Genomic DNA, 21,494 nt, shown 5'->3' with positions numbered 1-21,494 from the left:
CGGGTAGGACATGATGGGTACATGGCCCGGCTGTACATCCTCCTCTTCGTGGTGCAGGTCGTCCTCGCCGTCTGCGCCCTGATCAGCTGCCTCTCCGCCGAGGAAGACGACATCCGTCACCTACCCCGGATCGCCTGGGTGCTGATGATCCTCTTCGCCCCGCTGATCGGCTCGATCGCCTGGTTCGTCGCCGGGCGCGAGCGCAAGGCCGACGGCGGCATGTTCTCGACGGGCGGCCCACCCACCGAACGGGGCCCGCAGCGACCGCTCGCCCCGGACGACGACCCCGAGTTCCTGCGCTCGATCCAGGAGCGGTCCCGCAAGGAGGACCAGGAACTCTTCCAGCGCTGGGAGGAGGACCTGCGGCGGCGCGAGGACGACCTGCGCCGACGCGAGGGCGACCCGCCGCGCGAGGAACCCCGCCCCGAGGTGTGAACCGGCCGGGGCGGGGTGCCGCGCTCACGCCAGGTTCGAGGAGCGGGGGTACGCGTCAGCCGGGTCGGTGAGCACGTTGACCAGGTACGGCACTCCCGCGTCGAAGGCCCGCGCCAGGGCCGGACCCAGGTCGGCCGCCTTGGCGACCGTCTCCCCCGCCCCGCCGAGGGCGCTCACCACGTGGTCGTACCGCAGCTCGGGCTGGAGGTCGGCGGCGACGTCGTAGCCGTACATGGCCCGCATCGGGTGCTTCTCCAGACCCCAGATGCCGTTGTTGCCGACCACGATCACCACCGGCAGCTTCTGCCGGGCCAGGGACTCGACGTCCATCAGCGAGAAGCCGGCCGCGCCGTCGCCCATCAGCACGCAGACCTGCCGGTCCGGGTGGGTGATCCGGGCCCCCATCGCGTAACCCATGCCGGTGCCGAGGCAGCCGTACGGGCCCGGATCGAGCCAGGTGCCGGGCTGGGCCGGCTCCAGGTAGCGCCCGGCGTACGAGACGAAGTCGCCGCCGTCGCCGATGGTGACCGCGTCGCGGGCGAGGACCCTGCGGAGTTCCCCGTAGACACGGGCGGGCCGGATCGGGTCCGTCTCGGCGGCCATCTCCTCGGCGTCGCGGGCCTTGGCGGCGTCCTCGGCGGTGCGCAACTGCGCCACCCAGTCCGCGTGGTCGGCCCGGTCGCCGGTGTACTCGGCGAAGGCGGTGAGCACGGCCCGCAGGTCACCGGCGGGAGCGACGGCCGTCTCGACGTGCGAGGCGCGCTGGCTCGGCGCGTCCACCACGTGCACCACCTTGGCGTCCCCGAAGTCACCGAAGGAGAGCCGGAAGTCCAGCGGGGTGCCGACCACCACGACCACGTCGGCGCCGGAGAGCGCGACCCGGCGGGCCTTGGCGAAGGCCAGCGGATGCTCCGGCGGCAGGGCGCCCCGACCCATGCCGTTGGTGAAGACCGGCACGGTGAGCGCCTCGGCGGCGGCGCGCAGCGCGTCCACGGCGTCACCGGCGTACACGTCGGAACCGGCGACGATGACCGGACGGGCCGCACCGGCGATCAGCCGCGCGGCGGCGGCCACCTCGTCGGGGTCGGCCTCGACCGGCTCGACGCCCGTCGCCGTCGGCAGCTCGGCGTCGCCCACCGAGAAGATCGCCTCCAGCGGGAAGTCGAGGAAGACCGGCCCCCGGTGCGGGGTGAGCGCGGTGCGCAGTGCGGCGGCGACGGCCCGGGGGATGTCGTCGGCGGTGAACACCGTCTCGGCGTGCTTGGTGACCGGGGCGACCAGCGGCAGGTGGTCCATCTCCTGGAGGCTGCCCGAGCCCCAGCGGAACTGCGGGGCCCGGCCGCCCATCACCAGCACCGGCGAGGCGTTGAAATACGCGCTGGTCAGGCCGGACACACCGTTGGTCACGCCCGGTCCGGCGGTGAGTACGGCCAGGCCGGGGCGACGCTGGAGCTTCGCCACCGCCTCGGCGGCGAAGACGGCGGACTGCTCGTGCCGCACGTCGTAGATCGGGAAGTCGGACTTGTACGCGGCGTCGTAGAGCGGGAACACGTGCCCGCCGGAGAGGGTGAACATCTCCCGCACCCCGTACGCGCGCAGCGCCGCGAGTGCGAGTTCCCCGCCGTGCCCCTCGATCCGCTCCGTCATTCCCGCTCCTTCTCGTCGGCGACCGGAGTCACACGCTACTGGCCGGTAGCTGGAATGTGAACCATCTTCATCGACCGGTGAAGTCCGGCTTCCGCTTCGCCACGAACGCCGCCATACCCTCCCGCCGGTCGTCGGTGGCGAACAGCGCCGCGAAGAGCTGACTCTCCCAGGCCAGGGCGGAGTTCAGGTCCATGTCCAGGCCGCCGTCCACGGCGAGCTTCGCCGCCCGCAGCGCCTGCACCGGGCCGCGCAGGTACGGCTGCACCAGCGCCACCGCCGCGTCGTAGACCTCGCCGGCCGGCGCGACCCGGTCGGCCAGACCGATCCGCAGCGCCTCCTGCGCGTCCACCATCCGACCGGACATGATCAGATCCTTGGCACGTGCCGGCCCGATCAGCCGGGCCAGCCGCTGGGTGCCGCCGGCACCGGGGATGATGCCGAGCTTGATCTCGGGCTGGCCGAGCTTGGCGTCCTCGGCCACCACCCGCCAGTCACAGGCCAGCGCCAGCTCGCAGCCGCCACCGAGGGCGTACCCGGTGATCGCGGCCACCACCGGCTTGGGGATCCGGGCGATCGCGCCGAGCGCGCTGGACAGGTCGGCCGCCCGCTCGGACATGTCCACGTAGGACATGTCGGCCATCTCCTTGATGTCCGCACCGGCCGCGAACACCTTCTCCCCGCCGTACACGATGACCGCGCGGACCTCGGGGTCGGTGGTGGCGGCCGACGCGGCGGCCCGCAACTCCTCCTGCACCTGGGTGTTGAGCGCGTTCATCGGTGGCCGGTCCAACCGGATGGTGCCGATGCCGTCCCTGGTCTCCAGCCGCACGAACTCACCCACGCTGACCCTCACTTCCTCGTTGAAGTCCGTGCCAACCTTACGGCGCACCTGGTCGGACACGTAGTCTGGCCGCCAGTCCCACCACCCGGAGTTCCCGCGATGGTCACGTACTACGACGACAGGTCCGTACAGGTCACCTCACGCGCCGTCACCGTCGACGGTGACTCGTACCCGCTGACCGAGATCAGCGAGCTCTGGCACCACCGGGGCACCCTGTCCTGGCGGGTGCTGGCCGGACGTGGCGCCCTCGGCGCGGCGATGATCGTCCCGCTGGTCTTCGCCGTCATCGGCATCGTCATCGGCATCTGGCTCGACCGGTCGCCGACCGTCACCGTCGCCATCATCGGTACCTCGGTGCTGATCGGCCTGGCCGCCGGGCCCATCGCCGACCAGCTCTTCGAGTACTTCGACCGCTCGTACGCCCGGGGCAGCCGCCAGCGGGAGGTGTGGATCCGCTGGCGGGGACACCCCGTCCGGCTGCTCCAGACCCCGGACGCGCTGCGCTTCGGGCAGATCTACCGCGCCGTGCAACGGGCCATGGAGGCGAACGAACCGGCCCGCCCGCCCCGCCGTCGTTGACCGGGCCGACCTCCGCATGAGGCGACGCTGACCTCCGCGTGACAGACACGGAACGCCCGGAGGTGGTTAGGCTTAGTGATGGCGCTCTATTACCGGGACGACACGGTGCAGGTGACGTCGGAGTCGATCCGGGCCGCAGGACACGTCATCCCGCTGACCGAAGTGACCTACGTCTGGCACGCCAAGGGACAGACCACCCTCGCCGTACGGGGGCGGGTGCTCGGCCGGGGCGTTCTGGTCCTCCTGCTCTCCCTGCCCCCGCTGATCGGGCTGATCTGCGTGATCTCGCTGGCCTGGTCCGCCTCGGACCGGGGCGAGTGGATGCCCGCGCTGATCGTCTTCGTCGCCTGCGTGGTCGTCGCGCTGGCGCTGGTGCCGTTCCTGGAGATCCCGCTCGGCTGGCTGGACCGCTCGTACGAGCGCGGGAACCGGGTCAACGAGTTGTGGGTGCAGTACCGGGGTCAGGAGGTGATGGTGCTGCGCACGCCCGACGCGCTGCGGTTCGGGCAGATCTACCGGGCGGTGCAACGCGCCGTCGAGCAGCAGGGAGACCACTGACGACCGGGCGCCCGGTGCCGCTGGCCGGGGCGGCGCACACTTGACGGCATGGCGATCCCCCTTCCCCGGCCGACCTCGGTCGTCGGTCTCACCCGATCCGCCCTCGACCAGGCCGCGTCGTTCGCGGCGGTCCCGACCCGCGCGTTCGCGGTGCTGGACGGCGTGGAGGAGCTGCTGAACCGGATCAACGGCGTGGTGGACCGGATCGAGGGTGTGGTGGACCGGGTCGAGCAGACCCTGGACCGCACCGACCAGATGCTCACCGACGCCGACGTGGCCGTCCGCGAGGTGGCGGTGATCAGCGCGGCGGCCACCACCGCCGTGCGGCAGGCGAGCGAGCTGACCGCCACGGCGGCCGGGGTGATCGGTGAGGCCGAGCGGGTGTCGGCGGCCGCCGCCACCGTGGTGGCCACCGCCGAGCAGGTGTCGACAGCCGCCGCCACGGTGGTGGCCGGCGCCGAGCGGGTGACCCGCACGGCCGAGGGCGTGGTCGACACGGCGACGTCGGTGACCGGCCGGGCCGCCGGCACGGTGGGCGCGGCGGCCGAGGCGGCGGCGACGGCGGCCGAGCTGCTGGCCGCGTACGAGCCGGCGCTGCGCCGGGCCGCCCCGATGGCCAACCACTTCGTCGAGCAGCTCAGCGAGGAGGAGGTCACCGCCGCCGTACGCCTGGTCGACGAGTTGCCGAGGCTCCGGGAACACCTCACCTCGGACGTGCTGCCGATCCTGGCCACGCTGGACCGGGTCGGTCCGGACCTGCACGACCTGCTCGACGTCACCCGGGACCTCAAGCTCGCCGTGGCCGGCATCCCCGGCCTGGGCATGCTGCGACGACGGGGCGAGAAGCTGAGCGACGACGCCGGCTGACACCACCCGACGCGGTGCCGGTCCGCCGCCCGCGCCCCCGGGGAGACAGCCGGCGGTCGCGGGCGGTGGCCGGAGGACGGTCAGCAGCCGCAGGCGGCGCGGCGCGGCGCGGTCAGCTCGTCCACCGGTCGCTGCGTGATCCCGGTCCCGGTCACCACCGGCAGGCCCTCCCGCGCCCAGTACTCGTACCCGCCGCGCATCTCCTTGACCGGATAGCCGAGCCGGGCGAACTCCAGCGCCGCCCGGGTGGCGCCGTCACAACCGGGACCCCAGCAGTACGTCACCACCCGCGCTCCGGGTGGCACCGTCACCGCCGCCTCCGTGGCGATCCGCGCGGTGGGCAGGTGCAGGGCGTCGGGCAGATGACCCTGCTCCCAGGCGTCGTCGCTCCGGGAGTCGACCACCACCAGATCGGGCACCCCGGCGGTCAGGTCGGCGTGCACGTCGGCGACGTCGGTCTCGAACCGGAGCCGGTCCAGGAACTGGGTGACGGCGGCATCCGGCGTGGCGGCCGGCACCGCGAAAACACGTGACATGCACCGATCCTCGGCCGGTACGCCGTCGACGACGAGTGGCGCTGCCGCCGTACTGCGCTAACATCCCGCCATGACTCCGGCGGACCGCACCGTCGCCGTGCTCGCGTACCCGGGGATGTCGGTCTTCGAGACCGGATTCGTCACCGAGGTCTTCGGTCTGCCCCGGCCCGAGCTGGGCGTGCCCTGGTACACGCTGCGGCTCTGCGCCGAACGGCCCGGCCCGGTGCCGCTGGTCGGCGGCGCCGGCCTGCACAGCCCGTACGGCCTGGACGACCTGGCCGCCGCCGGGACGGTGATCGTGCCCGGGGTGCCCGACGTGCACGGCACGCCGTCACCCGAACTGGTCGCCGCCCTGCGCCGGGCGCACCGGGGCGGCGCCCGGCTCGTCTCCCTCTGTTCCGGCGCGTTCGCGCTGGCCGGCGCCGGCCTGCTCGACGGCCGTCGGGCCACCACCCACTGGCGGTACGCCGACCTGCTGGCCCGCCGCTACCCGCAGGTGACGGTGGATCCCGACGTGCTGTACCTCGACGACGGTGACGTGCTCACCAGCGCGGGCAGCGCCGCCGGTCTGGACCTCTGCGTGCACCTGGTCCGGCGGGACCACGGGGTGGCGGTGGCCAACGCGGTGGCCCGGCGGCTGGTGATCCCGCCGCACCGCGACGGCGGTCAGGCGCAGTTCATCGAGGCCCCGGTGACCACCGGCCCGGACGACGACCGGATCGCCGGCAGCCTCGCCTGGGCGTTGGCGCACCTGCCCGCACCGCTGACGGTGGCGACGCTGGCCCGGCAGGCGCACATGTCACCGCGCACCTACCTGCGGCACTTCGCCCGTGCCACCGGCACCAGCCCGATCCGGTGGCTGATCGACCAGCGGATCCGGGCCAGCCTGGCGCTGCTGGAGACGAGCGACGCACCGGTCACGGAGATCGCCGCCGCGGTCGGCTTCGACACGTCGGTCACCTACCGCCACCACTTCGCCCGGGCGATGCGGACCTCACCGTCGGCGTACCGCCGGGCGTTCCGCACCGACGCCGACACCGCACCGGGACACGGCGGCGGACGCCCGACCGGCCGTCCCGGTCAGGGTGCCGGGACGTAGAGCTGGTCGATGTCGGCCCGGTGCGGCAGCGACACGCTCGCGCCGAGCCGACGGACGCAGGCCGCGCCGGCCGCCGCCGCCCAGCGGACCGCGTCGACCAGGTCCCGGCCCTCGCCCCAGGCCACCGCGAGCGCGGCCGTGAACGCGTCCCCGGCGGCCGTCGAGTCCACCGTGTCCACCGGTACGGCGGGCACGTGCGCGGCGACACCGTCCCGGTCGCCGTACCAGGCGCCCTGCGCGCCGAGGGTGAGCACCGCCCGGGGCACCAGGTCGAGCAGCGCCTGCGGCTCGTCCCGGCCCCGACCGGTGTACGTCTGCGCCTCGTTCTCGTTGACCACCAGCAGGTCCACGGCGGCCAGCAGGTCCGGCGGCAACGGAACGGCCGGCGCGGCGTTGAGCACCACCCGGGTGCCGGCCGCCCGGGCGGCCACCGCCGCCTCGGTCACCGTCTCCACCGGGATCTCCAACTGGGCGACCAGCACGTCCGCGTCCCGTACGGCGGCCAGTTCGCCCTCGGTGAGCGCGGTCATCGAGCCGTTCGCGCCCGGCGTCACCAGGATCGCGTTCTCGCCCGCGGCGTTGACCATGACCAGGGCCACCCCGGAGGCGCCGTAACTGGTGCGGAGGTGGCTGGTGTCGACCCCGGCGGCGGCGATCCGGGCCCGCAGGGTCACCCCGAACGAGTCGGAACCGATCGCGCCGAGGAAGGTGCTGGCGGCACCCGCGCGGGCGGCGGCGATGGCCTGGTTCGCCCCCTTGCCGCCGGGCACCGTGACGAAGTCGGTGCCGAGCGTGGTCTCCCCCGGCCGGGGCAGGGCCGGGGCGGTGGCGACCAGGTCCATGTTCGCGCTGCCCACCACGGCGACCCGGGTCTGGGGCACGAAAGCCTCCTCCGGCTCGCTCGTGTGGCTGGCTCGTGCTGGCTGGCTCGTCTGAGGTGAAAGGAGGGGTCCCCTGCTATACCGCAGGCGTTAGCAGGGGACCCCTCCTTTCACGCGGCGCGGGCGGTGTACCGCTCGCCGTGGCGTTCGACCAGCAGCGGCAGGCCGAAGGTCTTGGTCAGGTTGTCGGCGGTGAGGACGTCGGCCAGCAGCCCCTGGGCCATCACGGCGCCGTCGCGCAGCAGCAGCGCGTGGGTGAAGCCGGGCGGGATCTCCTCCACGTGGTGCGTGACGAGCACCAACGCCGGGGCGTCCGGGTCCTGGGCCAGCTCGGCGAGCCGGCCCACCAGGTCCTCGCGGCCGCCGAGGTCGAGCCCGGCCGCCGGTTCGTCCAGCAACAGCAGCTCCGGGTCGGTCATCAGCGCCCGGGCGATCTGCACCCGCTTGCGCTCGCCCTCGGAGAGCGTGCCGTACGTCCGGTCGGTCAGCGCGCCGACCCCGAGCTGGTCGAGCAGCGCCCGGGCCCGGGTTTCGTCGGCTGGGTCGTAGCTCTCCCGCCAGCGGCCCACCACCGACCAGGCCGCGGTCATCACCACGTCCACGGCCCGCTCGTCGGCGGGCAGACGCTCGGCGAGCGCGGCGGTAGCGAGCCCGATGCGGGTACGCAGCTCGGTCACATCGGTGCGGCCGATCCGCTCGCCCAGCACGTGTGCGGTGCCGGTGGTCGGGTGCAGCCGCCCGGCGGCGAGGTTGAGCAACGTGGTCTTGCCGGCGCCGTTGGGGCCCAGCACCACCCAGCGTTCGTCCAGTTCGACCCGCCAGTCCACATCGTGCAGCAGGGCGGTGCCGGACCGGCGTACGGCGACGCCGTCGAGGCTGACCACCAGATCCGCGTCCACGGGTGAGGGGGCGGGGGTGGCGCCACCGGCGCCAGGGATCAGGTCACCAGTCACCCGCCCATCCAACCACGCAGCAGCGGGCTGCCCCCACGGGCGTACGCGCCCGCCGTAGGGTGGGGCGCCGTGTCATTGCTCACCCGAAGGGCGGCTCATGGCGAGTGCGGTCATCGAGATCGACGGTCTACGGAAGACCTTCCGTAGCCTGCGTCGGGGCAGCCGCGTCGCGGTCGACGGCTTCGACCTGCTGGTCGAGGCCGGTCAGGTGCACGGGTTCCTCGGCCCGAACGGGTCGGGCAAGACGACCACGTTGCGGGCGCTGCTCGGGCTGGTACGCGCCGACCAGGGCCGGATGCGGGTGCTCGGCGCCTCCGCCCCGGAGCAGTTGCCCCAGGTGGCGGGCCGGGTGGGCGCGATCGTGGAGAGTCCGCAGTTCTTCGGCAACTTCACCGCGTACCGCACGCTGCGGCTGCTCGCGCTGGCCGGTGGCGTACCGATCGCCCGGGTCGACGACGTGCTGGAGCAGGTCGGTCTGCTCGACCGGGCGCACGAGCGGGTCAAGGGTTACTCGCTCGGCATGAAGCAGCGTCTGGCGGTGGCCTCGGCGCTGCTCAAGCAACCGGAGCTGTTGATCCTCGACGAGCCGGCGAACGGGCTGGACCCGGCGGGCATCCGGGAGATGCGTGACCTGATGCGGGCGCTGGCCGAGCGCGGGGTGACCGTGCTGGTGTCCAGCCACATCCTGGCCGAGATCCAGGTGATCTGCGACCACGTCACGATCATCTCGCGGGGGCGACGGGCCGCCAGCGGTCCGGTGGCGGAGGTGCTCGCCGGCCACGACCGGCACGAGTGCCTGGTCCGCGCCGACGACCTGGGCCGGGCCGAGGAGTTGCTGGTGGCCGCCGGGTTGACGGTCACCGGGCACGCCGACCACCTGGTGGTGGACGGGGTGCCGGATCCGGCGCTGGTCAACCGGACGCTGGGCGAGCAGGGCATCTGGGTACGCGAACTGACGCCGCTGCGCCCGGATCTGGAGAGCGTCTTCCTGGATCTGACCGGCGCACCGGGGCCGGTGGGGGTGCCCCGGCAGGTGCACGACACGTCGGACGACACGACCGTCGGCCGGGAGATCGACCTCGGCGTCCGGGAGGTGGGCGCGTGAACCTGATCCGTGCCGAGGCGGAACGGTTGGCGGCCCGCCGTTTCGTCCAGCTCATGGTGGCGTTGTTGGCGCTGGCCTTCGTGGTCACCGCCGGCACCACGATCGCCGGTTCGCACAGTCCCAGTCCGGCCGAGTTGGCCGCGGCCCAGCGACAGGCCGCCGACGACCGGCGCGGACTGGAGTTGGAGCACGACCGGTGCCTGGCCCGACAGCAGGGTTCGCCGCCCCGGGAGGAGGACGGCTACCTCCCGGCCGACTGCAGCGAGGTCGATCCGGCGCTCCGGGACCGGTTGCCGGTGGCGGCCGACTACCTCGACGGCGTGTTCACCTTCACCCGGCAGGCCGAGCCGCTGTTGTACTTCCTCGTGGCGTTCCTGGTGCTGTTCGGTTTCCTGGTGGGGGCCTCGGCGATCGGCGCCGACCTGAACTCCGGCGGCGTGGTGAACCTGTTGCTGTGGCGACCGCGCCGGATGACGGTGCTGGGCACCAAGCTCGGCACGCTGCTCGGGGCGGTGCTGGCCCTGTCCCTGCTCGCCTCGGCGACCTACCTGGTCACCTTCTGGACGATCGCCCAGTTGGCCGGCCATCCCGGCCCGACGAATCCGACGTTCTGGGGCAGCCTGGGCGCGATCTGGGTCCGGGGCCTGGTGCTGGTGCTCCTGGCCACGGCGATCGGCTTCGCCGTGGCCACGATGGGCCGGCACACCTCGGCGGCACTCGGGGCGGTGGCCGCGTACCTGGTGGTGTGGGAGTTGGGCGGCCGGATCGTGCTGGAGATCGTCGGGACGCCCCGACCCGACCAACTCATGCTGACCAGTTACGTCTGGGCGTGGCTCACCGGCAGGGTCGAGCTCTGGGACGACAGCGCCTGCACCAATCTGCTCTCCAGCTACTGCGACGGTCTCTACACGCTGACCTGGCGACCGGCACTGGCCGTGCTGTTGTCGCTCACCGTCGGGCTCACCGTGGCCGCCTTCGCGCTGTTCCGGCGCCGCGACCTGACCTGAGCGCCGGCCCGGAGGCGACAACTCCTTGCCACCTCCGGGCCGATGCTGAAGACTTCCTTCACATGGACGGCATCGGCGGCTCAGCCGACCGTGGAGCCGAAGACCTCGTCCCGGACGGCGTCCAGCGCGGTCCGCAACGCCCCGTGCACGATCGGTTCCTCGGTCAGCCCGGTGGACACCACCCGGGGGCGGACCAGCGTGATGGCGGCCACCTCGTGCTGTACCCGTTCGGCCAACGCCGCCCCGCCGGCCTGCCCCACCTCACCGGCGAGCACCACCAGCGGCGGGTCCAGCACCACGCAGGTGCTCGCCACGCCCAGGGCCAGCCGACGGGCCACCTCGTCGAGCATCGGTCCGCCGGCGGTGCCGTCGGCGATCGCGGCGCGGACGGCGTCGGCCGCCCCGGCGTCCGGGTAGCCGTGCTCGCGGGCCAGCGCGCGGACCGCGTCGGCACCGGCCAGTTGCTGGAAGGCGGGCTTGGCCCGCCGGGAGACGTCGCGCGGGATGGGCGCGCCGGGCACCGGCAGGTAGCCGATCTCGCCGGCCGCGCCACTGCTGCCGTGGTGCAGCCGCCCACCCAGCATGATCGCCAGGCCGACACCGGCACCGACCCAGACCAGCACGAAGTCCGACAGACCCTGGGCCGCACCGGACTGCGCCTCGGCCACCGCGGCCAGGTTCACGTCGTTCTCGAAGACCACCGGGGTGTCCAGGTCGTCGCGGAGCGCGGCGAGCAGACCCCGGTGCCAGCGCGGCAGGTTGAACGCGAAGGTGATGTCGCCGGTGCCCGGGTCGACCAGGCCGGGGGTGCCGAGCACGATCCGCCGTACGCTCGACAGCTGGGCACCGGCACTGCCGGCCACCTGCACCACCGCGTTGTGCACGACGCCGACCGGGTCGTCGGTGTCCCGGGTGGACTGCTCGACCCGACCGATCACCGCGCCGGTGATGTCGGCGCAGGCGGCCACCACACGCTCCGGCCCGACGTCCACGCCGACCACGTGCGCGCTGCCCGGGCGCACCGCGTAGAGCTGGGCGTTCGGCCCCCGACCACCGGCCTGCTCACCCACCCGGGCGACCAGCCCCCGCTCCTCCAACCGCTCCACCAGTTGGGATGCGGTGACCTTGGAGAGGCCGGTCAGCTCACCGAGCCGAGCCCGGGTCAGCGGCCCCTGTTCCAGCAGCAGTTCCAGCGCCGCACGGTCGTTGAGGGCGCGCAACAGACGTGGGGTGCCGGGCAACCGGGTCGCACTCATGCCATGTCCTCATGTATTAGTAAACTTTGCTAACTATCTAGCTTTGACAACAGTAAACCGACCTTGGAACGGGTAGCCGTAGCGTATCGGCCGGGTGGAAGCAGGGCTCTCGGCCGACCCGGTACGAGATCCGCACCGGCCGGCACCGAGAGGAGACACCTCCATGGGGATCGATCCGGGACTCCGCCGGCTGGCGCTGGGCACCCTGCTGGCCGCGTACCCGGGGCCGGTCCCGCCCGACTGGGCGGTCGAGCTGGTGGCCGAGGGGCTGGCCGGGCACACCCTGTTCGGCACCAACATCCATCGGCCGGAGCAGGTGGCGGCCGCCACGGCCGCGCTGCGGGCCGGACGGTCCGACGTGCTGATCGCCGTCGACGAGGAGGGCGGTGACGTCACCCGACTGGCGCACGCCACCGGCAGCCCGTACCCGGGCAACGCGGCGCTCGGCGCGATCGGCGACGTGGCCCTCACCCGCCGGGTCTACCACGCCATCGGCGCGGAGCTGGCCGCCCTGGGCATCACCGTCGACCTGGCACCCACCGTCGACGTCAACAGCGCCGACGACAACCCGGTCATCGGCACCCGCTCGTTCGGGGCCGACCCGGTCCGGGTGGCCGCCCACTCGGCGGCGGCGACCACCGGGCTCCAGGCCGCCGGAGTTGCCGCCTGCGCCAAGCACTTCCCCGGCCACGGCGCGACGATCGCCGACTCCCACCACGAGCTGCCCACCGTGGACGCCTCGCCCGACCTCCTGCGCCAGCGCGACCTGCCACCGTTCGCCGCGGTGATCGCGGCCGGGGCGAAGGCCGTGATGACCGCACACATCCGGGTTCCCGCACTGACCGGCGACGGGCCGGCCACCTTCAGCCGCGCCGTCCTGACCGACCTGCTGCGCGACCGGTACGGCTTCGACGGCGTCGTGGTCACCGACGCGCTGGAGATGCGGGGCGCCACCCTCGCCGCCGGTGGCGTCGCACCGGGTGCGGTGCGGGCCCTGGCCGCCGGAGCCGACCTGCTCTGCATCGGCGCCAAGGTCGACGCGGACCTGGTCGAGGCCGTCGCCGCCGAGATCGTCGCCGCGCTCGGCGACGGCCGGCTCGACCGCGCCCGGGTGGAGCAGGCCGCCGACCGCGTCGCCGCCCTCGCCGCCTGGACCCGGACCGCGCGGTCCGAGGTCACCGTCCCCGCCGACCTCGGGTACGCCGCCGCGCGCCGGGCGGTCCGGGTGGAGGGCGTCCTGGCCGGGTTGGACCAGCCACTGGTGGTGCAGGTGCACGCCCGCTCCACCGTCGCCGAGGGACGGGTGCCGTGGGGGCTCGGCCCGCACCTCGACGGCACCGAGGAGATCCGGGTGGTGGCCACCGAGGCCGACCCGGAGGCGCTGCGCCGCCGTGCCGGCACCCGCCCGATCGTGCTGGTCGGGCGCCACCTGCACCGGCTGCCCGGCGGCCCGGAACTCGCCGCCGCGCTGGCCGCCACGCATCCGGTGGCGGTGGTCGAGATGGGGTGGCCGGCCGCGTGGCGACCGGCCGGCGTCCAGGCGTTCGTCACCACCTTCGGCGCGAGCCACGCCAACGGGCGGGCCGCCGCCGAGGCACTGGGCCTGACCGGGCACGCCGAAACCACACGCTGAGTCACCCCGCAGCCGATCCACATCGATGCGTCCGGGCAGGTCAAGTCCACTTTTCGACACCGCAGACCACGCGGTGGCTACTTGCCGACCACCACTCAGATACGTAGCGTGATCACATCGAGCCGCACATGGGCCTGGGGGGAGGCTGCGGACCGTGGATCCGGCCCGGGATCCACGGTCCGCGCCCTGCCGTCAGGTCGACCGTCAGCCCGGATAGACGCCGTACGACCGCCAGCCCCGGTCGGGGAAACCCGCCGCCTCCGCCACCCGGGCCGAGGCGGCGTTGTCCCGGGCGTGCAGATAGGTCGGCACCGCGCCGTCCGCGAGCACCCGACGCGCGGCCTGGGCCACCAACCGCCGGGCCAGTCCGCGCCCCCGGGCGGCCGGCTGCGTACCCACCGCCAACTCGTGCCCGTGCCGGTCGTGCCGCTTGACGCCGACGCCGGCCAGGTAGCGGCCCCGCACGTCCCGCACCACCAGGACCGGCCGGTCGAACAGGCGCAACCAGGACGGCAGGCCGGCGGAACCGGGCGGCACCCACTCACCGACGTCGGGCAGGGGCGCGGGAGCGACGCTCCAGCGGAACACGTCGTCGTGTACCACCCAGCCGGGATGACCGACCGCCGCCGGCAACGCGTCCGGCAGCGACTCCGGCCGCCGGGCCAGGTCGCGTACCGCCGCGACCCGGTCCGGGGCCACCGAGAGCACGGTGCTCGTGCCGGCGGTGACGGCGACGGCCGGTCGCAACCGGCCGTCCCAGGCCGGGCGGGCGCGCCGGGTGGAGCAGACCACGTGCAGCCCGGGACCTGCCGGCCACTGTCCGAGCCAGGTCGCCAGGTGCAGGTGGAGCCGCCGGTCGAGCATCGCCCACCTCCGCACCGTCGCTCCGGCCTCCGCCGATCACGGTACGTCGGGCACTGGGCGCGGTGGTACCGATCGGGTGACCAACGCCTCGGCCGGGAACCCGGGTCATCGATCGACCGTCATATCCATTTCCATACATGGACAACTTTCTTTGAAACGGTGGGGGACATGCCGATTCAGCCGAACGACCGCTCCGCGCAGGACACCCGACGGATACGACGGTGCGCCGAACACTTCCCGGGTCAGCTCTCCTACGGCGGTCACCGCGCCGGCGTCGGTGCCCTCTCCTGGCACGACCTCAACGAACTGCCGGCGGGCTACTCCTCCCGCCGCCGCCTCAACACGCTCTGAGGCCCCCGGCACCCGGGCCGACCCGGCGAGCCAGCGCGTCCTTTCGCACACCTGTCGGGTAACGTCTGCTGGTCCTCCGACAGGCCACGACGGGAGCAACTGCGCACATGGGCAAGAAGACGATCCGCGTCTCCGACTTCAGCGGCACGGTGCTGGGTCCCGACGACGAGGCGGTCCGCGTCGTCGTCGTCGAGCATCCTGACCTGGTGGCCGGGCCCGTGCAGTTGGACGCGACGCCGGTGGAGGTGGAGAACATCGACGACGCCGCGCTGGACGTGGCGGTGGTCGAGATCCACGACCGGCACGGCAACGGTGAGCCGCGCCGGGTGGTGCTGACCGCGAGCGAGTTCGACGCGATGGCCACCGACATGCCGATGGCCCAACTGCTCAAGACCGCCGAGCGGGTACGCCCACCGAAGGCGCGACGCGCCCCGGAAAAGATCGACTACGGCACCATCGACCACGCCGGCAAGCCGCACCGGGGGCGGGTCACCGAGGAGGAGGCCCGACTGGTGCGTGAGCACCTGGACGAGGTCAACAAGCGCCTCGCCGACGCCGGGCTGCGCCAGATCGAGCCGGAGGACCCGGAGCACGCCGCCCGGTACGGCTTCCCCACCGCGCCCTGATCCGCTACTCGAACACCCGGACCTTGGCCAGGGCCGCCGCAGTGCCCGCCTCCACGGCGGCCTTCTCCACACCGAGGCCGGTGAGCACGCCCTCGCCGTCCTCCTGCTCCAGCAGCGCCAGCAGGATGTGCTCGGTGCCGATGTAGTTGTGCCCCAGGCGCAGCGCCTCGCGGAAGGTCAGTTCCAGCGCCTTCTTGCCGGCCGCGTCGTACGGGATCAGATCCGGGACCTCGCCGACGGAGGGCGGCAGCGCGGCGGTGGCCGCCTCGCGTACCGCCTCGGCCGTGACGCCCTCGGCGGCCAGCACCTTCACGGCCAGGCCCTCCGGCTCGGCGAGCAGCCCGAGCACCAGGTGCGCCGGGCCGATCTCGGCGTTGCCGGCGGCGCGGGCCTCGTTCTGCGAGGCCATCACCACGTTGCGGGCGCGCGGGGTGAAGCGGTTGAACCCCTGTTGCGGGTCGATCGGCCCGGCGTCGCTCTTGGCCACGAAGCGCTTCTGCGCGGCCTGCTTGCTCACTCCCATGCTGCGGCCGATCTCGGTCCAGGAGGCGCCGGAGCGGCGGGCCTGGTCCACGAAGTGACCGATGAGATGGTCGGCGACCTCGCCGATGTGGTCGGCGACCATCACCGCGTCGGTGAGCTGGTCGAGCGCGTCGGGATGGGCCTGCTTGATGGCCTGGATCAGGTCGTCGAGCCGGACGGGATTGTTCATCTGGACCGGATTCGTCATGCGTCAACCATAGGTTGACGACCCGCAGTCGTCAACCCAAAGTTGACGATTACCGAGCGTCGCCTCACCCCATGATCGCTGTTAACAACCTTGACTAATTCTGTTGAAATCGACAGACTGCGATATGGAGAGCGCTCTCCCCTCCTCGCCGGGGCGCCAGCCTCATCCGCAGACCCCAAGGAGACCATCGTGTCCACCATCTCCCGAAGGCTTCGACGGACAGCCGCCGCCCTCGCCGCGGCCGTCGTCGCCAGCATGCTCGTCGTCCCCGTGACCGCCGCACCAGCCGCCGCCGCCATCGGCGGACTCACCTGGCAGGACGAGTTCAACGCCCCGGCCGGTACGCCGGTCGACCAGTCCAAGTGGCGCTTCGACATCGGCGGCCACGGCTGGGGCAACAACGAGCGGCAGTACTACACCAACAGCACCAGCAACGCGGTGCACGACGGGCAGGGCAACCTGGTCATCACCGCGCGCCGGGAGAACCCGGCCAACTACCAGTGTCACTACGGCCGGTGCGAGTACACCTCGGCCCGACTGCTCACCGCCGCCACCTTCAGCCAGGCGTACGGCCGGTTCGAGGCCCGCATCAAGATCCCTCGCGGTCAGGGCATCTGGCCGGCCTTCTGGATGCTCGGCAGCGACTTCGGCAACGTCGGCTGGCCGGCCTCCGGCGAGATCGACATCATGGAGAACGTCGGTCGCGAGCCGAACACCGTGCACGGCACCATCCACGGGCCCGGCTACTCCGGCGGCGGCGGGATCACCGGCAGCCGCGTCATCGGACAGCCGCTGGCCGACGCCTTCCACACCTACCGGGTCGACTGGGAACCGAACAGCATCCGCTGGCACCTCGACGGCCAGGAGTTCTTCCGCGTCGACCCGAGCCGACTCGGCGGCAACCGGTGGGTCTTCGACCACCCGTTCTTCATGATCCTCAACGTCGCGGTGGGCGGCAACTGGCCCGGTTACCCGGACGGCAGCACCCAGTTCCCGCAGCAGATGCTCGTCGACTACGTGCGGGTCTACGGCTACGTCCCGGACGGCAACACCGGCACCACCCGGATCCGGGGCCAGCAGAGTGGACGGTGCATCGACATCCCCAGCGCCAACCCGTACGACGGGGCGCCGTTGCAGATCTGGGACTGCAACACCACCGCCGCCCAGGCGTGGACCTTCGCCGCCGACGGCACCGTCCGTGCCATGGGCAAGTGCATGGACCCGGCCTGGGCCGGTACCGCCAACGGCACCGAGGTCAACCTGGTCACCTGTAACGGCAACCCGGCCCAACGGTTCACCCTCAGCCCCGCCGGTGACCTGGTGAACCTCAGCGCGAACCGGTGCGTCGACGTCCGGGAGAACAACCCGAACAACGGCGGCCGGTTGCAGCTCTGGGACTGCGGCGGCACCGCCAACCAGAAGTGGTCCCGCGCCTGACCGCAAGCGGTACCTGTGGGCTCACCGCCGTCGGCGGTGAGCCCACGCGCCGTCCCAGCCGTAAGAGTCGGTGACGGGCCCGGCGGGTAGTAGCCCACTGCGGTCACCGAGGCACGGGAGGCGACGTGGAGAACGCTCAAGCGACCGACGGACGACGGTTCTGGTGGTGGCTCGGCGGAGCACTGCTGGTCCTGGTGGTGGTGCTGGTCTCCACCTGGACCTGGGTCACGGTGCGCGGCGACGGCCGGGCCGGGCACGTCGTCACCGGCAGCGCCGACGACCTGCGGGAGGCCACCTTCGTCCTGCTCGACGGCGCCGACGTGGTCCGGCTGCGCACCGACGACCTCGGCGGGGACGCGTACCGGGTGTCGACGTCCCGCGACTCGGGCGTACGGCCTGCGGTCTCGCTCGCCGACGGCACCGTGCTCACCAGCCTGCGCGGCACCGGTCAGGACGGGCCGGCCATCGTCGAGGTGGTGCTGCACCACTCCGTACGCTGGCACCTGCGCCTCGGCGGCGGCGCCAAGGAACAGCACCTCGACCTCCGGGGCACCCAGCTCGGCGACGTCGAGTTCACCGCCGGGGCCAGCCGGATCGAGCTGACCCTGCCGCCGGCCGAGGGCACTCAGCGGACCGTCCTCAGTGGCGGCGCGAACCAGGTTCTGATCCGCCTGGCCGGTGACGCCCCGGTGCGGGTACGCGCGGGTGGCGGTGCCGGCTCGGTCACCGTCGACGGGTCCACCCAGTCCGGCGTGGCCGGTGGCACGGTGCTGACGCCGCCGGAGTGGGAGTCGGCCACGGACCGCTACGACATCGACGCCACCTCCGGCGTCTCCAGCCTCACCGTCGACCGCACCGACGGCGACGGCTAGCCGACCGAGCCCGCCGACGGCGTGCGGAAGACGTGGTCGAGTTGGTAGTCCAACAGCGCGATGGCGGTCTCGGGACTCCGCATGCCCGCCATGACGCTGTCGGCGAGGCCGGTCGCCAGGGCGAGCAGGTTGCCGGCCTCGGCGTCCGCGTCCCGCTCGGCTGGCACCGCACCTGAGCGCTGGGCGGCGGCCACCAGTTCGCATAGTGCGCGTTCCAGCTGGACCGAGTCGCGGCTGTAGGAGAGTTCGGCCAGCGCCGGGTCGGTCAGTGCCAGGGCGTGGTAGGCGGCGAAGACGATATAGGCGGCACGCTGCTCGGCATCGACGGGAACGAACTGAACCAGCCAGGCACGCAGGCTGTCCCGTGGGTGCTCCGCCGGGTCGACCGGCATCCCGGCTACGGCGCGCCGACCCACGATGTCGGCCTGGTGCCGCAGCCCGGCGAAGAGCAACTCCTCCTTGGTCCGGAAGTAGTACTGCACGGTGCTCACCGAGACGCCCGCCTGCGCGGCCACCGTACGCATGCTCACGGCGTGCAGGCCACGCTCGCCGGCGATCCGCAGCAGCGCGGCCAGGATCTCGCCTCGGCGCGCGTCACGGTCGGACAGTCTCGGCATCGTGGCACCCCTTGTCAGCCGTTTTGGTAGTACGATCGTACTACCAAAACGGGGAGGTCGACGTGCGAGCGACGCCAGGCATCGGACGGTTCACCAGCGACCAGGCACGGAGCAGGTTCCTCGCCGCCTATGAGGTGGCGATGGGCGCATGGCCGCACCCTCGACAGGAGTGGGACGTCGAGACGCGGTTCGGCACCGTCCACGTGCACCAGCATGGCATCGCCACGGGTGAGCCGATCGTGTTGTTACACGGCGCTCAGGGCAATTCCAGCAACTGGTATCCGCAGGTCGCCCCGCTCGGTGTCCACCACCGGGTCTACGCGGTGGACACCGTCGACGACCCAGGTCGCAGCGTGCAACGCCGACCGGTGCCGAGTACGACCGACAACGCCGCCTGGCTCGACGAGACGCTCACCGCACTCGGGCTGGACGGCGTCCACCTGGTCGGCCTGTCCTACGGCGGATTCCTGGCGCTCGCCCAGGCCCTGCACCGGCCCGACCGGCTGGCCTCGGTCACGCTGCTCGATCCCGGGGGCCTGGAGAAGGTGCCACTCAGGTTCTACGCGAACATGCTGGCCGGAGCGTTGGCGACACTGGCCCCCCGGCGCACCCGGCCCTGGTTCGCCCAGCGGCTGGCCAACCATGCCCTGGTCGAGTCCGCCGAGCAACTGGCCCCGATCATGATCGCAGCCCGGCACTGGCGGTCGGGCCGCCCGGTCGCAGCTCGCCGGTTCGACGACGACGAGTTGCGCGCGATCCGCGTGCCGGTGCAGGTGCTGCTGGCCGGGCGCAGTTCGTTGCTGGATCCCCGTCGGGCGGCGGCCCGGGCGGCGGAGCTGATCCCCTCGGTCCGCACCGAGATCGTGACCGGTGCCGGCCACGGGCTGCCGCTGGAACGTCCCGAGCTGGTCAACCAGCGCATTCTCGACTTCATCGCGTCCCTCGCCCCGGGCGACTCCGCCGGCCCGGCCCGCTGACGCGGCCGGCCAACGGACACCCGGCTACGGTACGTCAAGCCGGGGTCGCGCCGCACCGGGCCGCGCAGCAAGCCCGGCCGGGTGCCCGCACTGTCGCCGGGCCAGGGGCGGAGGAAGGAGTCGGCGGTATGCGGCTGCACGTCGGGTGTGCGATGTGGACGCACAAGTCGTGGCAGGGCCGGCTGCTGGCCCACCCGCTGCCGACCTCCGAACGGCTGCGGCACTACGCCGGGTGGTGCGACGCGGTCGAGGGCAACACGACGTTCTACGCCACCCCGACCCGGGACACCGTCGCCACCTGGGCGCAGCAGACCGGCCCGGACTTCCGGTTCGTGGTCAAGCTGCCCAAACTGGTGACGCACGAGCGCCGGCTCACCGACGTCACCGAGCCGATGCGGGTGTTCCTGGACGCGATGGCACCGCTCGGCCCGCGTGCCCACGCCCTCTGGGTGCAGCTTCCCGGCTCGTTCGGCCCGGACGACGTACCCACGCTGGCCCGCTTCCTGCGCCGGCTGCCCGCCACCCACCGAGCCGTGGTGGAGGTCCGCCATCCCGCCTTCTTCACCGAGCCGCACGCGGTCCGGCTGCTGGAGACCACGCTCGACGAGGCGGACGCCGAATGGGTGCCGTTCGACACCACCGCCTTCTTCGCCGACCCGCCGACCAGTGACGCCGAGCGCGACGCCTGGACCAAGAAGCCACGGATGCCGTTGCGCACCCACGCGCTGACCGACCGGCCCATCGTGCGCTACCTCGGCCGCGACGACACGGACCGGACGGTCGAGGGCTGGCAGCACTGGGTCGACGTCACCGTGGCCTGGCTGCGCGAGGGCCGCTCCCCCACCATGTTCGTGCACACCCCCGACAACGCCGACGCGCCGGTGCTCGCCCGCCGCTTCCACGACGAGGTCCGTGCCCGCCTGCCCGAGCTGACGCCCCTGCCCGAGCCGATCCCGGTCGAGCCCACCACCCTGTTCTGAGCGACCGCGCGGCACCGACCCTACGAGCCGACCTTGCTCACCTGCACGAACGGGCGGTCGTCCCACCAGATCGCGTGGATGATGAAGCTGCTGTTCGGCGCGTTGAAGTAGACCGCCATGTTGTCCGGCGAGTTCTGCACCTTCTGCACCGCGTACCCGTCCGCCGGGGTCGCCGTGACCAGCTCGACCACGCCCGCCGAGGTCATCCGGACGACCGCCTGGCCGCCCTCCACCCGGAACGAGCGGACGTAGCTGCGGACGCCGTCGTCGCCCACCGTCACCGTCCAACCGTCCTCGGTGGTCACGGTCGGGGCCGTGGTCCGGCTCGGTCTGGTCGTCGGGCGGCGGCTCTCCACCGACTCCCGCGTGGCGCTCGGCGTGGGGGTCGGGCTCACGCTGGGTCGCGGTGACGCCGACGTCGTCGGCGGCGGTGCCGACGAGGGCAGTGGCGTCGGCGGTCCGGGCGTCTCCGCCGCAGGTGGTGGACTCAGCGTCCGGTCCTGGGCGACCGGCTCCCGCAGCACGGGCAGGATCGCCATCGACGCGAGCACGATGCTCGACGCGGTGGCGACGCACCATCCCGTGATCGGCGCCCACCAGGAAGATCGCACGAAGACATCGTCTCATCTACCCATATGGTGTA

The 21,494-nt window shown here is 72.8% G+C and carries 24 protein-coding genes; 14 read left to right on the top strand and 10 right to left on the bottom strand.

Going from position 1 to position 21,494, the window contains the following annotated elements; translation table 11 throughout:
* The first annotated feature begins 21 nt into the window (after positions 1 to 21).
* Complete coding sequence (locus tag ABZ738_RS13055) at positions 22 to 435, top strand: PLD nuclease N-terminal domain-containing protein (protein WP_357212927.1); 414 nt, start codon at positions 22 to 24, stop codon at positions 433 to 435.
* A gap of 24 nt (positions 436 to 459) precedes the next feature.
* On the opposite strand, the gene ABZ738_RS13050 is transcribed toward ABZ738_RS13055, so the two are convergent.
* Both ABZ738_RS13050 and ABZ738_RS13045 read right to left on the bottom strand, forming a co-directional pair.
* Positions 460 to 2,082 carry an acetolactate synthase gene (locus ABZ738_RS13050; RefSeq protein WP_357212924.1) on the bottom strand — a complete coding sequence of 541 codons (1,623 nt, stop codon included), beginning with the start codon at positions 2,080 to 2,082 and terminating at the stop codon, positions 460 to 462.
* Positions 2,083 to 2,149: 67 nt separating this feature from the next.
* Positions 2,150 to 2,923 carry an enoyl-CoA hydratase-related protein gene (locus ABZ738_RS13045; RefSeq protein WP_131054625.1) on the bottom strand — a complete coding sequence of 258 codons (774 nt, stop codon included), beginning with the start codon at positions 2,921 to 2,923 and terminating at the stop codon, positions 2,150 to 2,152.
* A 99-nt stretch (positions 2,924 to 3,022) separates the two neighbouring features.
* On the opposite strand from ABZ738_RS13045, the gene ABZ738_RS13040 reads away from it, so the two are divergent.
* The 3 genes from ABZ738_RS13040 (at position 3,023) to ABZ738_RS13030 (ending at position 4,927) form a co-directional block, all read left to right on the top strand.
* Complete coding sequence (locus ABZ738_RS13040; RefSeq protein WP_131054624.1) at positions 3,023 to 3,502, top strand: DUF6232 family protein; 480 nt, start codon at positions 3,023 to 3,025, stop codon at positions 3,500 to 3,502.
* A gap of 78 nt (positions 3,503 to 3,580) precedes the next feature.
* Positions 3,581 to 4,060, top strand: coding sequence for a DUF6232 family protein (locus ABZ738_RS13035; protein ID WP_131054623.1), 480 nt, complete (start codon positions 3,581 to 3,583; stop codon positions 4,058 to 4,060).
* 48 nt (positions 4,061 to 4,108) lie between these two features.
* Positions 4,109 to 4,927 (top strand): hypothetical protein, encoded by an 819-nt coding sequence (locus ABZ738_RS13030; RefSeq protein ID WP_176092900.1) that lies wholly within the window; start codon positions 4,109 to 4,111, stop codon positions 4,925 to 4,927.
* 80 nt (positions 4,928 to 5,007) lie between these two features.
* Here the strand turns inward: ABZ738_RS13030 and ABZ738_RS13025 are convergent, their stop codons facing one another.
* A complete protein-coding gene (locus ABZ738_RS13025; RefSeq protein ID WP_357212918.1) occupies positions 5,008 to 5,463 on the bottom strand; it encodes a rhodanese-like domain-containing protein in 456 nt (151 codons plus the stop codon).
* A 70-nt stretch (positions 5,464 to 5,533) separates the two neighbouring features.
* On the opposite strand from ABZ738_RS13025, the gene ABZ738_RS13020 reads away from it, so the two are divergent.
* Positions 5,534 to 6,562 carry a helix-turn-helix domain-containing protein gene (locus ABZ738_RS13020; protein ID WP_176092898.1) on the top strand — a complete coding sequence of 343 codons (1,029 nt, stop codon included), beginning with the start codon at positions 5,534 to 5,536 and terminating at the stop codon, positions 6,560 to 6,562.
* Here the strand turns inward: ABZ738_RS13020 and ABZ738_RS13015 are convergent.
* Both ABZ738_RS13015 and ABZ738_RS13010 read right to left on the bottom strand, forming a co-directional pair.
* Positions 6,544 to 7,443, bottom strand: a complete 900-nt coding sequence (locus tag ABZ738_RS13015) for a ribokinase (protein WP_176092897.1) — start codon at positions 7,441 to 7,443, stop codon at positions 6,544 to 6,546. The two genes, ABZ738_RS13020 and ABZ738_RS13015, sit on opposite strands and share 19 nt — an antisense overlap.
* Positions 7,444 to 7,553: 110 nt before the next feature.
* Entirely contained in the window at positions 7,554 to 8,396 is an 843-nt protein-coding gene (locus ABZ738_RS13010) for an ABC transporter ATP-binding protein (RefSeq protein ID WP_131056777.1), read from the bottom strand.
* Positions 8,397 to 8,493: 97 nt separating this feature from the next.
* On the opposite strand from ABZ738_RS13010, the gene ABZ738_RS13005 reads away from it, so the two are divergent.
* Together ABZ738_RS13005 and ABZ738_RS13000 are read left to right on the top strand one after the other, a co-directional pair.
* The gene (locus ABZ738_RS13005; protein ID WP_357212913.1) at positions 8,494 to 9,501 is read left to right on the top strand and encodes an ABC transporter ATP-binding protein; all 1,008 of its coding nucleotides are present in this window, start codon (positions 8,494 to 8,496) and stop codon (positions 9,499 to 9,501) included.
* A complete protein-coding gene (locus ABZ738_RS13000) occupies positions 9,498 to 10,508 on the top strand; it encodes an ABC transporter permease subunit (protein ID WP_131056773.1) in 1,011 nt (336 codons plus the stop codon). The genes ABZ738_RS13005 and ABZ738_RS13000 overlap by 4 nt, the downstream gene beginning before the upstream one ends.
* A gap of 80 nt (positions 10,509 to 10,588) precedes the next feature.
* Here the strand turns inward: ABZ738_RS13000 and ABZ738_RS12995 are convergent, their stop codons facing one another.
* On the bottom strand, positions 10,589 to 11,764 hold the full coding sequence (locus tag ABZ738_RS12995) for an ROK family transcriptional regulator (RefSeq protein ID WP_357212910.1): 1,176 nt from the start codon (positions 11,762 to 11,764) through the stop codon (positions 10,589 to 10,591).
* A 163-nt stretch (positions 11,765 to 11,927) separates the two neighbouring features.
* On the opposite strand from ABZ738_RS12995, the gene ABZ738_RS12990 reads away from it, so the two are divergent.
* Entirely contained in the window at positions 11,928 to 13,397 is a 1,470-nt protein-coding gene (locus ABZ738_RS12990; protein WP_357212908.1) for a glycoside hydrolase family 3 N-terminal domain-containing protein, read from the top strand.
* A 204-nt stretch (positions 13,398 to 13,601) separates the two neighbouring features.
* Here the strand turns inward: ABZ738_RS12990 and ABZ738_RS12985 are convergent, their stop codons facing one another.
* Positions 13,602 to 14,261 carry a GNAT family N-acetyltransferase gene (locus ABZ738_RS12985; RefSeq protein WP_131054444.1) on the bottom strand — a complete coding sequence of 220 codons (660 nt, stop codon included), beginning with the start codon at positions 14,259 to 14,261 and terminating at the stop codon, positions 13,602 to 13,604.
* 168 nt (positions 14,262 to 14,429) lie between these two features.
* Between ABZ738_RS12985 and ABZ738_RS12980 the strand changes: the two genes are divergently transcribed.
* A complete protein-coding gene (locus ABZ738_RS12980; protein ID WP_357212905.1) occupies positions 14,430 to 14,612 on the top strand; it encodes a hypothetical protein in 183 nt (60 codons plus the stop codon).
* Between the two features lie 107 nt (positions 14,613 to 14,719).
* Positions 14,720 to 15,238, top strand: a complete 519-nt coding sequence (locus ABZ738_RS12975) for a hypothetical protein (protein WP_131054446.1) — start codon at positions 14,720 to 14,722, stop codon at positions 15,236 to 15,238.
* 4 nt (positions 15,239 to 15,242) lie between these two features.
* On the opposite strand, the gene ABZ738_RS12970 is transcribed toward ABZ738_RS12975, so the two are convergent.
* On the bottom strand, positions 15,243 to 15,968 hold the full coding sequence (locus ABZ738_RS12970) for a Clp protease N-terminal domain-containing protein (RefSeq protein ID WP_357212900.1): 726 nt from the start codon (positions 15,966 to 15,968) through the stop codon (positions 15,243 to 15,245).
* A gap of 189 nt (positions 15,969 to 16,157) precedes the next feature.
* Between ABZ738_RS12970 and ABZ738_RS12965 the strand changes: the two genes are divergently transcribed.
* Both ABZ738_RS12965 and ABZ738_RS12960 read left to right on the top strand, forming a co-directional pair.
* On the top strand, positions 16,158 to 17,405 hold the full coding sequence (locus ABZ738_RS12965; protein WP_357212897.1) for a family 16 glycosylhydrolase: 1,248 nt from the start codon (positions 16,158 to 16,160) through the stop codon (positions 17,403 to 17,405).
* A 125-nt stretch (positions 17,406 to 17,530) separates the two neighbouring features.
* Entirely contained in the window at positions 17,531 to 18,277 is a 747-nt protein-coding gene (locus ABZ738_RS12960; RefSeq protein ID WP_357212894.1) for a hypothetical protein, read from the top strand.
* On the opposite strand, the gene ABZ738_RS12955 is transcribed toward ABZ738_RS12960, so the two are convergent.
* Complete coding sequence (locus ABZ738_RS12955) at positions 18,274 to 18,894, bottom strand: TetR/AcrR family transcriptional regulator (RefSeq protein ID WP_131054449.1); 621 nt, start codon at positions 18,892 to 18,894, stop codon at positions 18,274 to 18,276. The two genes, ABZ738_RS12960 and ABZ738_RS12955, sit on opposite strands and share 4 nt — an antisense overlap.
* A gap of 62 nt (positions 18,895 to 18,956) precedes the next feature.
* Here ABZ738_RS12955 and ABZ738_RS12950 point away from each other — a divergent pair, with 62 nt between their 5' ends.
* Both ABZ738_RS12950 and ABZ738_RS12945 read left to right on the top strand, forming a co-directional pair.
* On the top strand, positions 18,957 to 19,871 hold the full coding sequence (locus ABZ738_RS12950) for an alpha/beta fold hydrolase (protein WP_236145850.1): 915 nt from the start codon (positions 18,957 to 18,959) through the stop codon (positions 19,869 to 19,871).
* A gap of 152 nt (positions 19,872 to 20,023) precedes the next feature.
* Positions 20,024 to 20,851, top strand: a complete 828-nt coding sequence (locus ABZ738_RS12945) for a DUF72 domain-containing protein (protein WP_201272427.1) — start codon at positions 20,024 to 20,026, stop codon at positions 20,849 to 20,851.
* A gap of 20 nt (positions 20,852 to 20,871) precedes the next feature.
* Here ABZ738_RS12945 and ABZ738_RS12940 read toward each other — a convergent pair whose 3' ends face one another.
* Positions 20,872 to 21,462: a DNA mismatch repair protein MutL gene (locus ABZ738_RS12940; RefSeq protein WP_131054451.1), complete on the bottom strand. Its 591-nt coding sequence runs from the start codon at positions 21,460 to 21,462 to the stop codon at positions 20,872 to 20,874.
* Positions 21,463 to 21,494: the final 32 nt, after the last annotated feature.

The sequence above is a fragment of the Micromonospora sp. NPDC047793 genome (assembly GCF_040642635.1).
Classification (GTDB): domain Bacteria; phylum Actinomycetota; class Actinomycetes; order Mycobacteriales; family Micromonosporaceae; genus Micromonospora.
This window is presented reverse-complemented; position numbering and strand designations above follow the sequence as displayed.

Bases quoted from the DNA above. Each gene is read 5' to 3' on its own strand.
- ABZ738_RS13040 (WP_131054624.1), top strand. From the start codon at position 3,023: ATGGTCACGTACTACGACGACAGGTCCGTACAGGTCACCTCACGCGCC.
- ABZ738_RS13025 (WP_357212918.1), bottom strand. From the start codon at position 5,463: ATGTCACGTGTTTTCGCGGTGCCGGCCGCCACGCCGGATGCCGCCGTC.
- ABZ738_RS12975 (WP_131054446.1), top strand. From the start codon at position 14,720: ATGGGCAAGAAGACGATCCGCGTCTCCGACTTCAGCGGCACGGTGCTG.
- ABZ738_RS12995 (WP_357212910.1), bottom strand. From the start codon at position 11,764: ATGAGTGCGACCCGGTTGCCCGGCACCCCACGTCTGTTGCGCGCCCTC.
- ABZ738_RS13055 (WP_357212927.1), top strand. From the start codon at position 22: ATGGCCCGGCTGTACATCCTCCTCTTCGTGGTGCAGGTCGTCCTCGCC.
- ABZ738_RS12945 (WP_201272427.1), top strand. From the start codon at position 20,024: ATGTGGACGCACAAGTCGTGGCAGGGCCGGCTGCTGGCCCACCCGCTG.
- ABZ738_RS13020 (WP_176092898.1), top strand. From the start codon at position 5,534: ATGACTCCGGCGGACCGCACCGTCGCCGTGCTCGCGTACCCGGGGATG.
- ABZ738_RS13030 (WP_176092900.1), top strand. From the start codon at position 4,109: ATGGCGATCCCCCTTCCCCGGCCGACCTCGGTCGTCGGTCTCACCCGA.
- ABZ738_RS12970 (WP_357212900.1), bottom strand. From the start codon at position 15,968: ATGACGAATCCGGTCCAGATGAACAATCCCGTCCGGCTCGACGACCTG.
- ABZ738_RS13035 (WP_131054623.1), top strand. From the start codon at position 3,581: ATGGCGCTCTATTACCGGGACGACACGGTGCAGGTGACGTCGGAGTCG.
- ABZ738_RS12955 (WP_131054449.1), bottom strand. From the start codon at position 18,894: ATGCCGAGACTGTCCGACCGTGACGCGCGCCGAGGCGAGATCCTGGCC.
- ABZ738_RS12990 (WP_357212908.1), top strand. From the start codon at position 11,928: ATGGGGATCGATCCGGGACTCCGCCGGCTGGCGCTGGGCACCCTGCTG.
- ABZ738_RS12980 (WP_357212905.1), top strand. From the start codon at position 14,430: ATGCCGATTCAGCCGAACGACCGCTCCGCGCAGGACACCCGACGGATA.
- ABZ738_RS13005 (WP_357212913.1), top strand. From the start codon at position 8,494: ATGGCGAGTGCGGTCATCGAGATCGACGGTCTACGGAAGACCTTCCGT.
- ABZ738_RS12985 (WP_131054444.1), bottom strand. From the start codon at position 14,261: ATGCTCGACCGGCGGCTCCACCTGCACCTGGCGACCTGGCTCGGACAG.
- ABZ738_RS13050 (WP_357212924.1), bottom strand. From the start codon at position 2,082: ATGACGGAGCGGATCGAGGGGCACGGCGGGGAACTCGCACTCGCGGCG.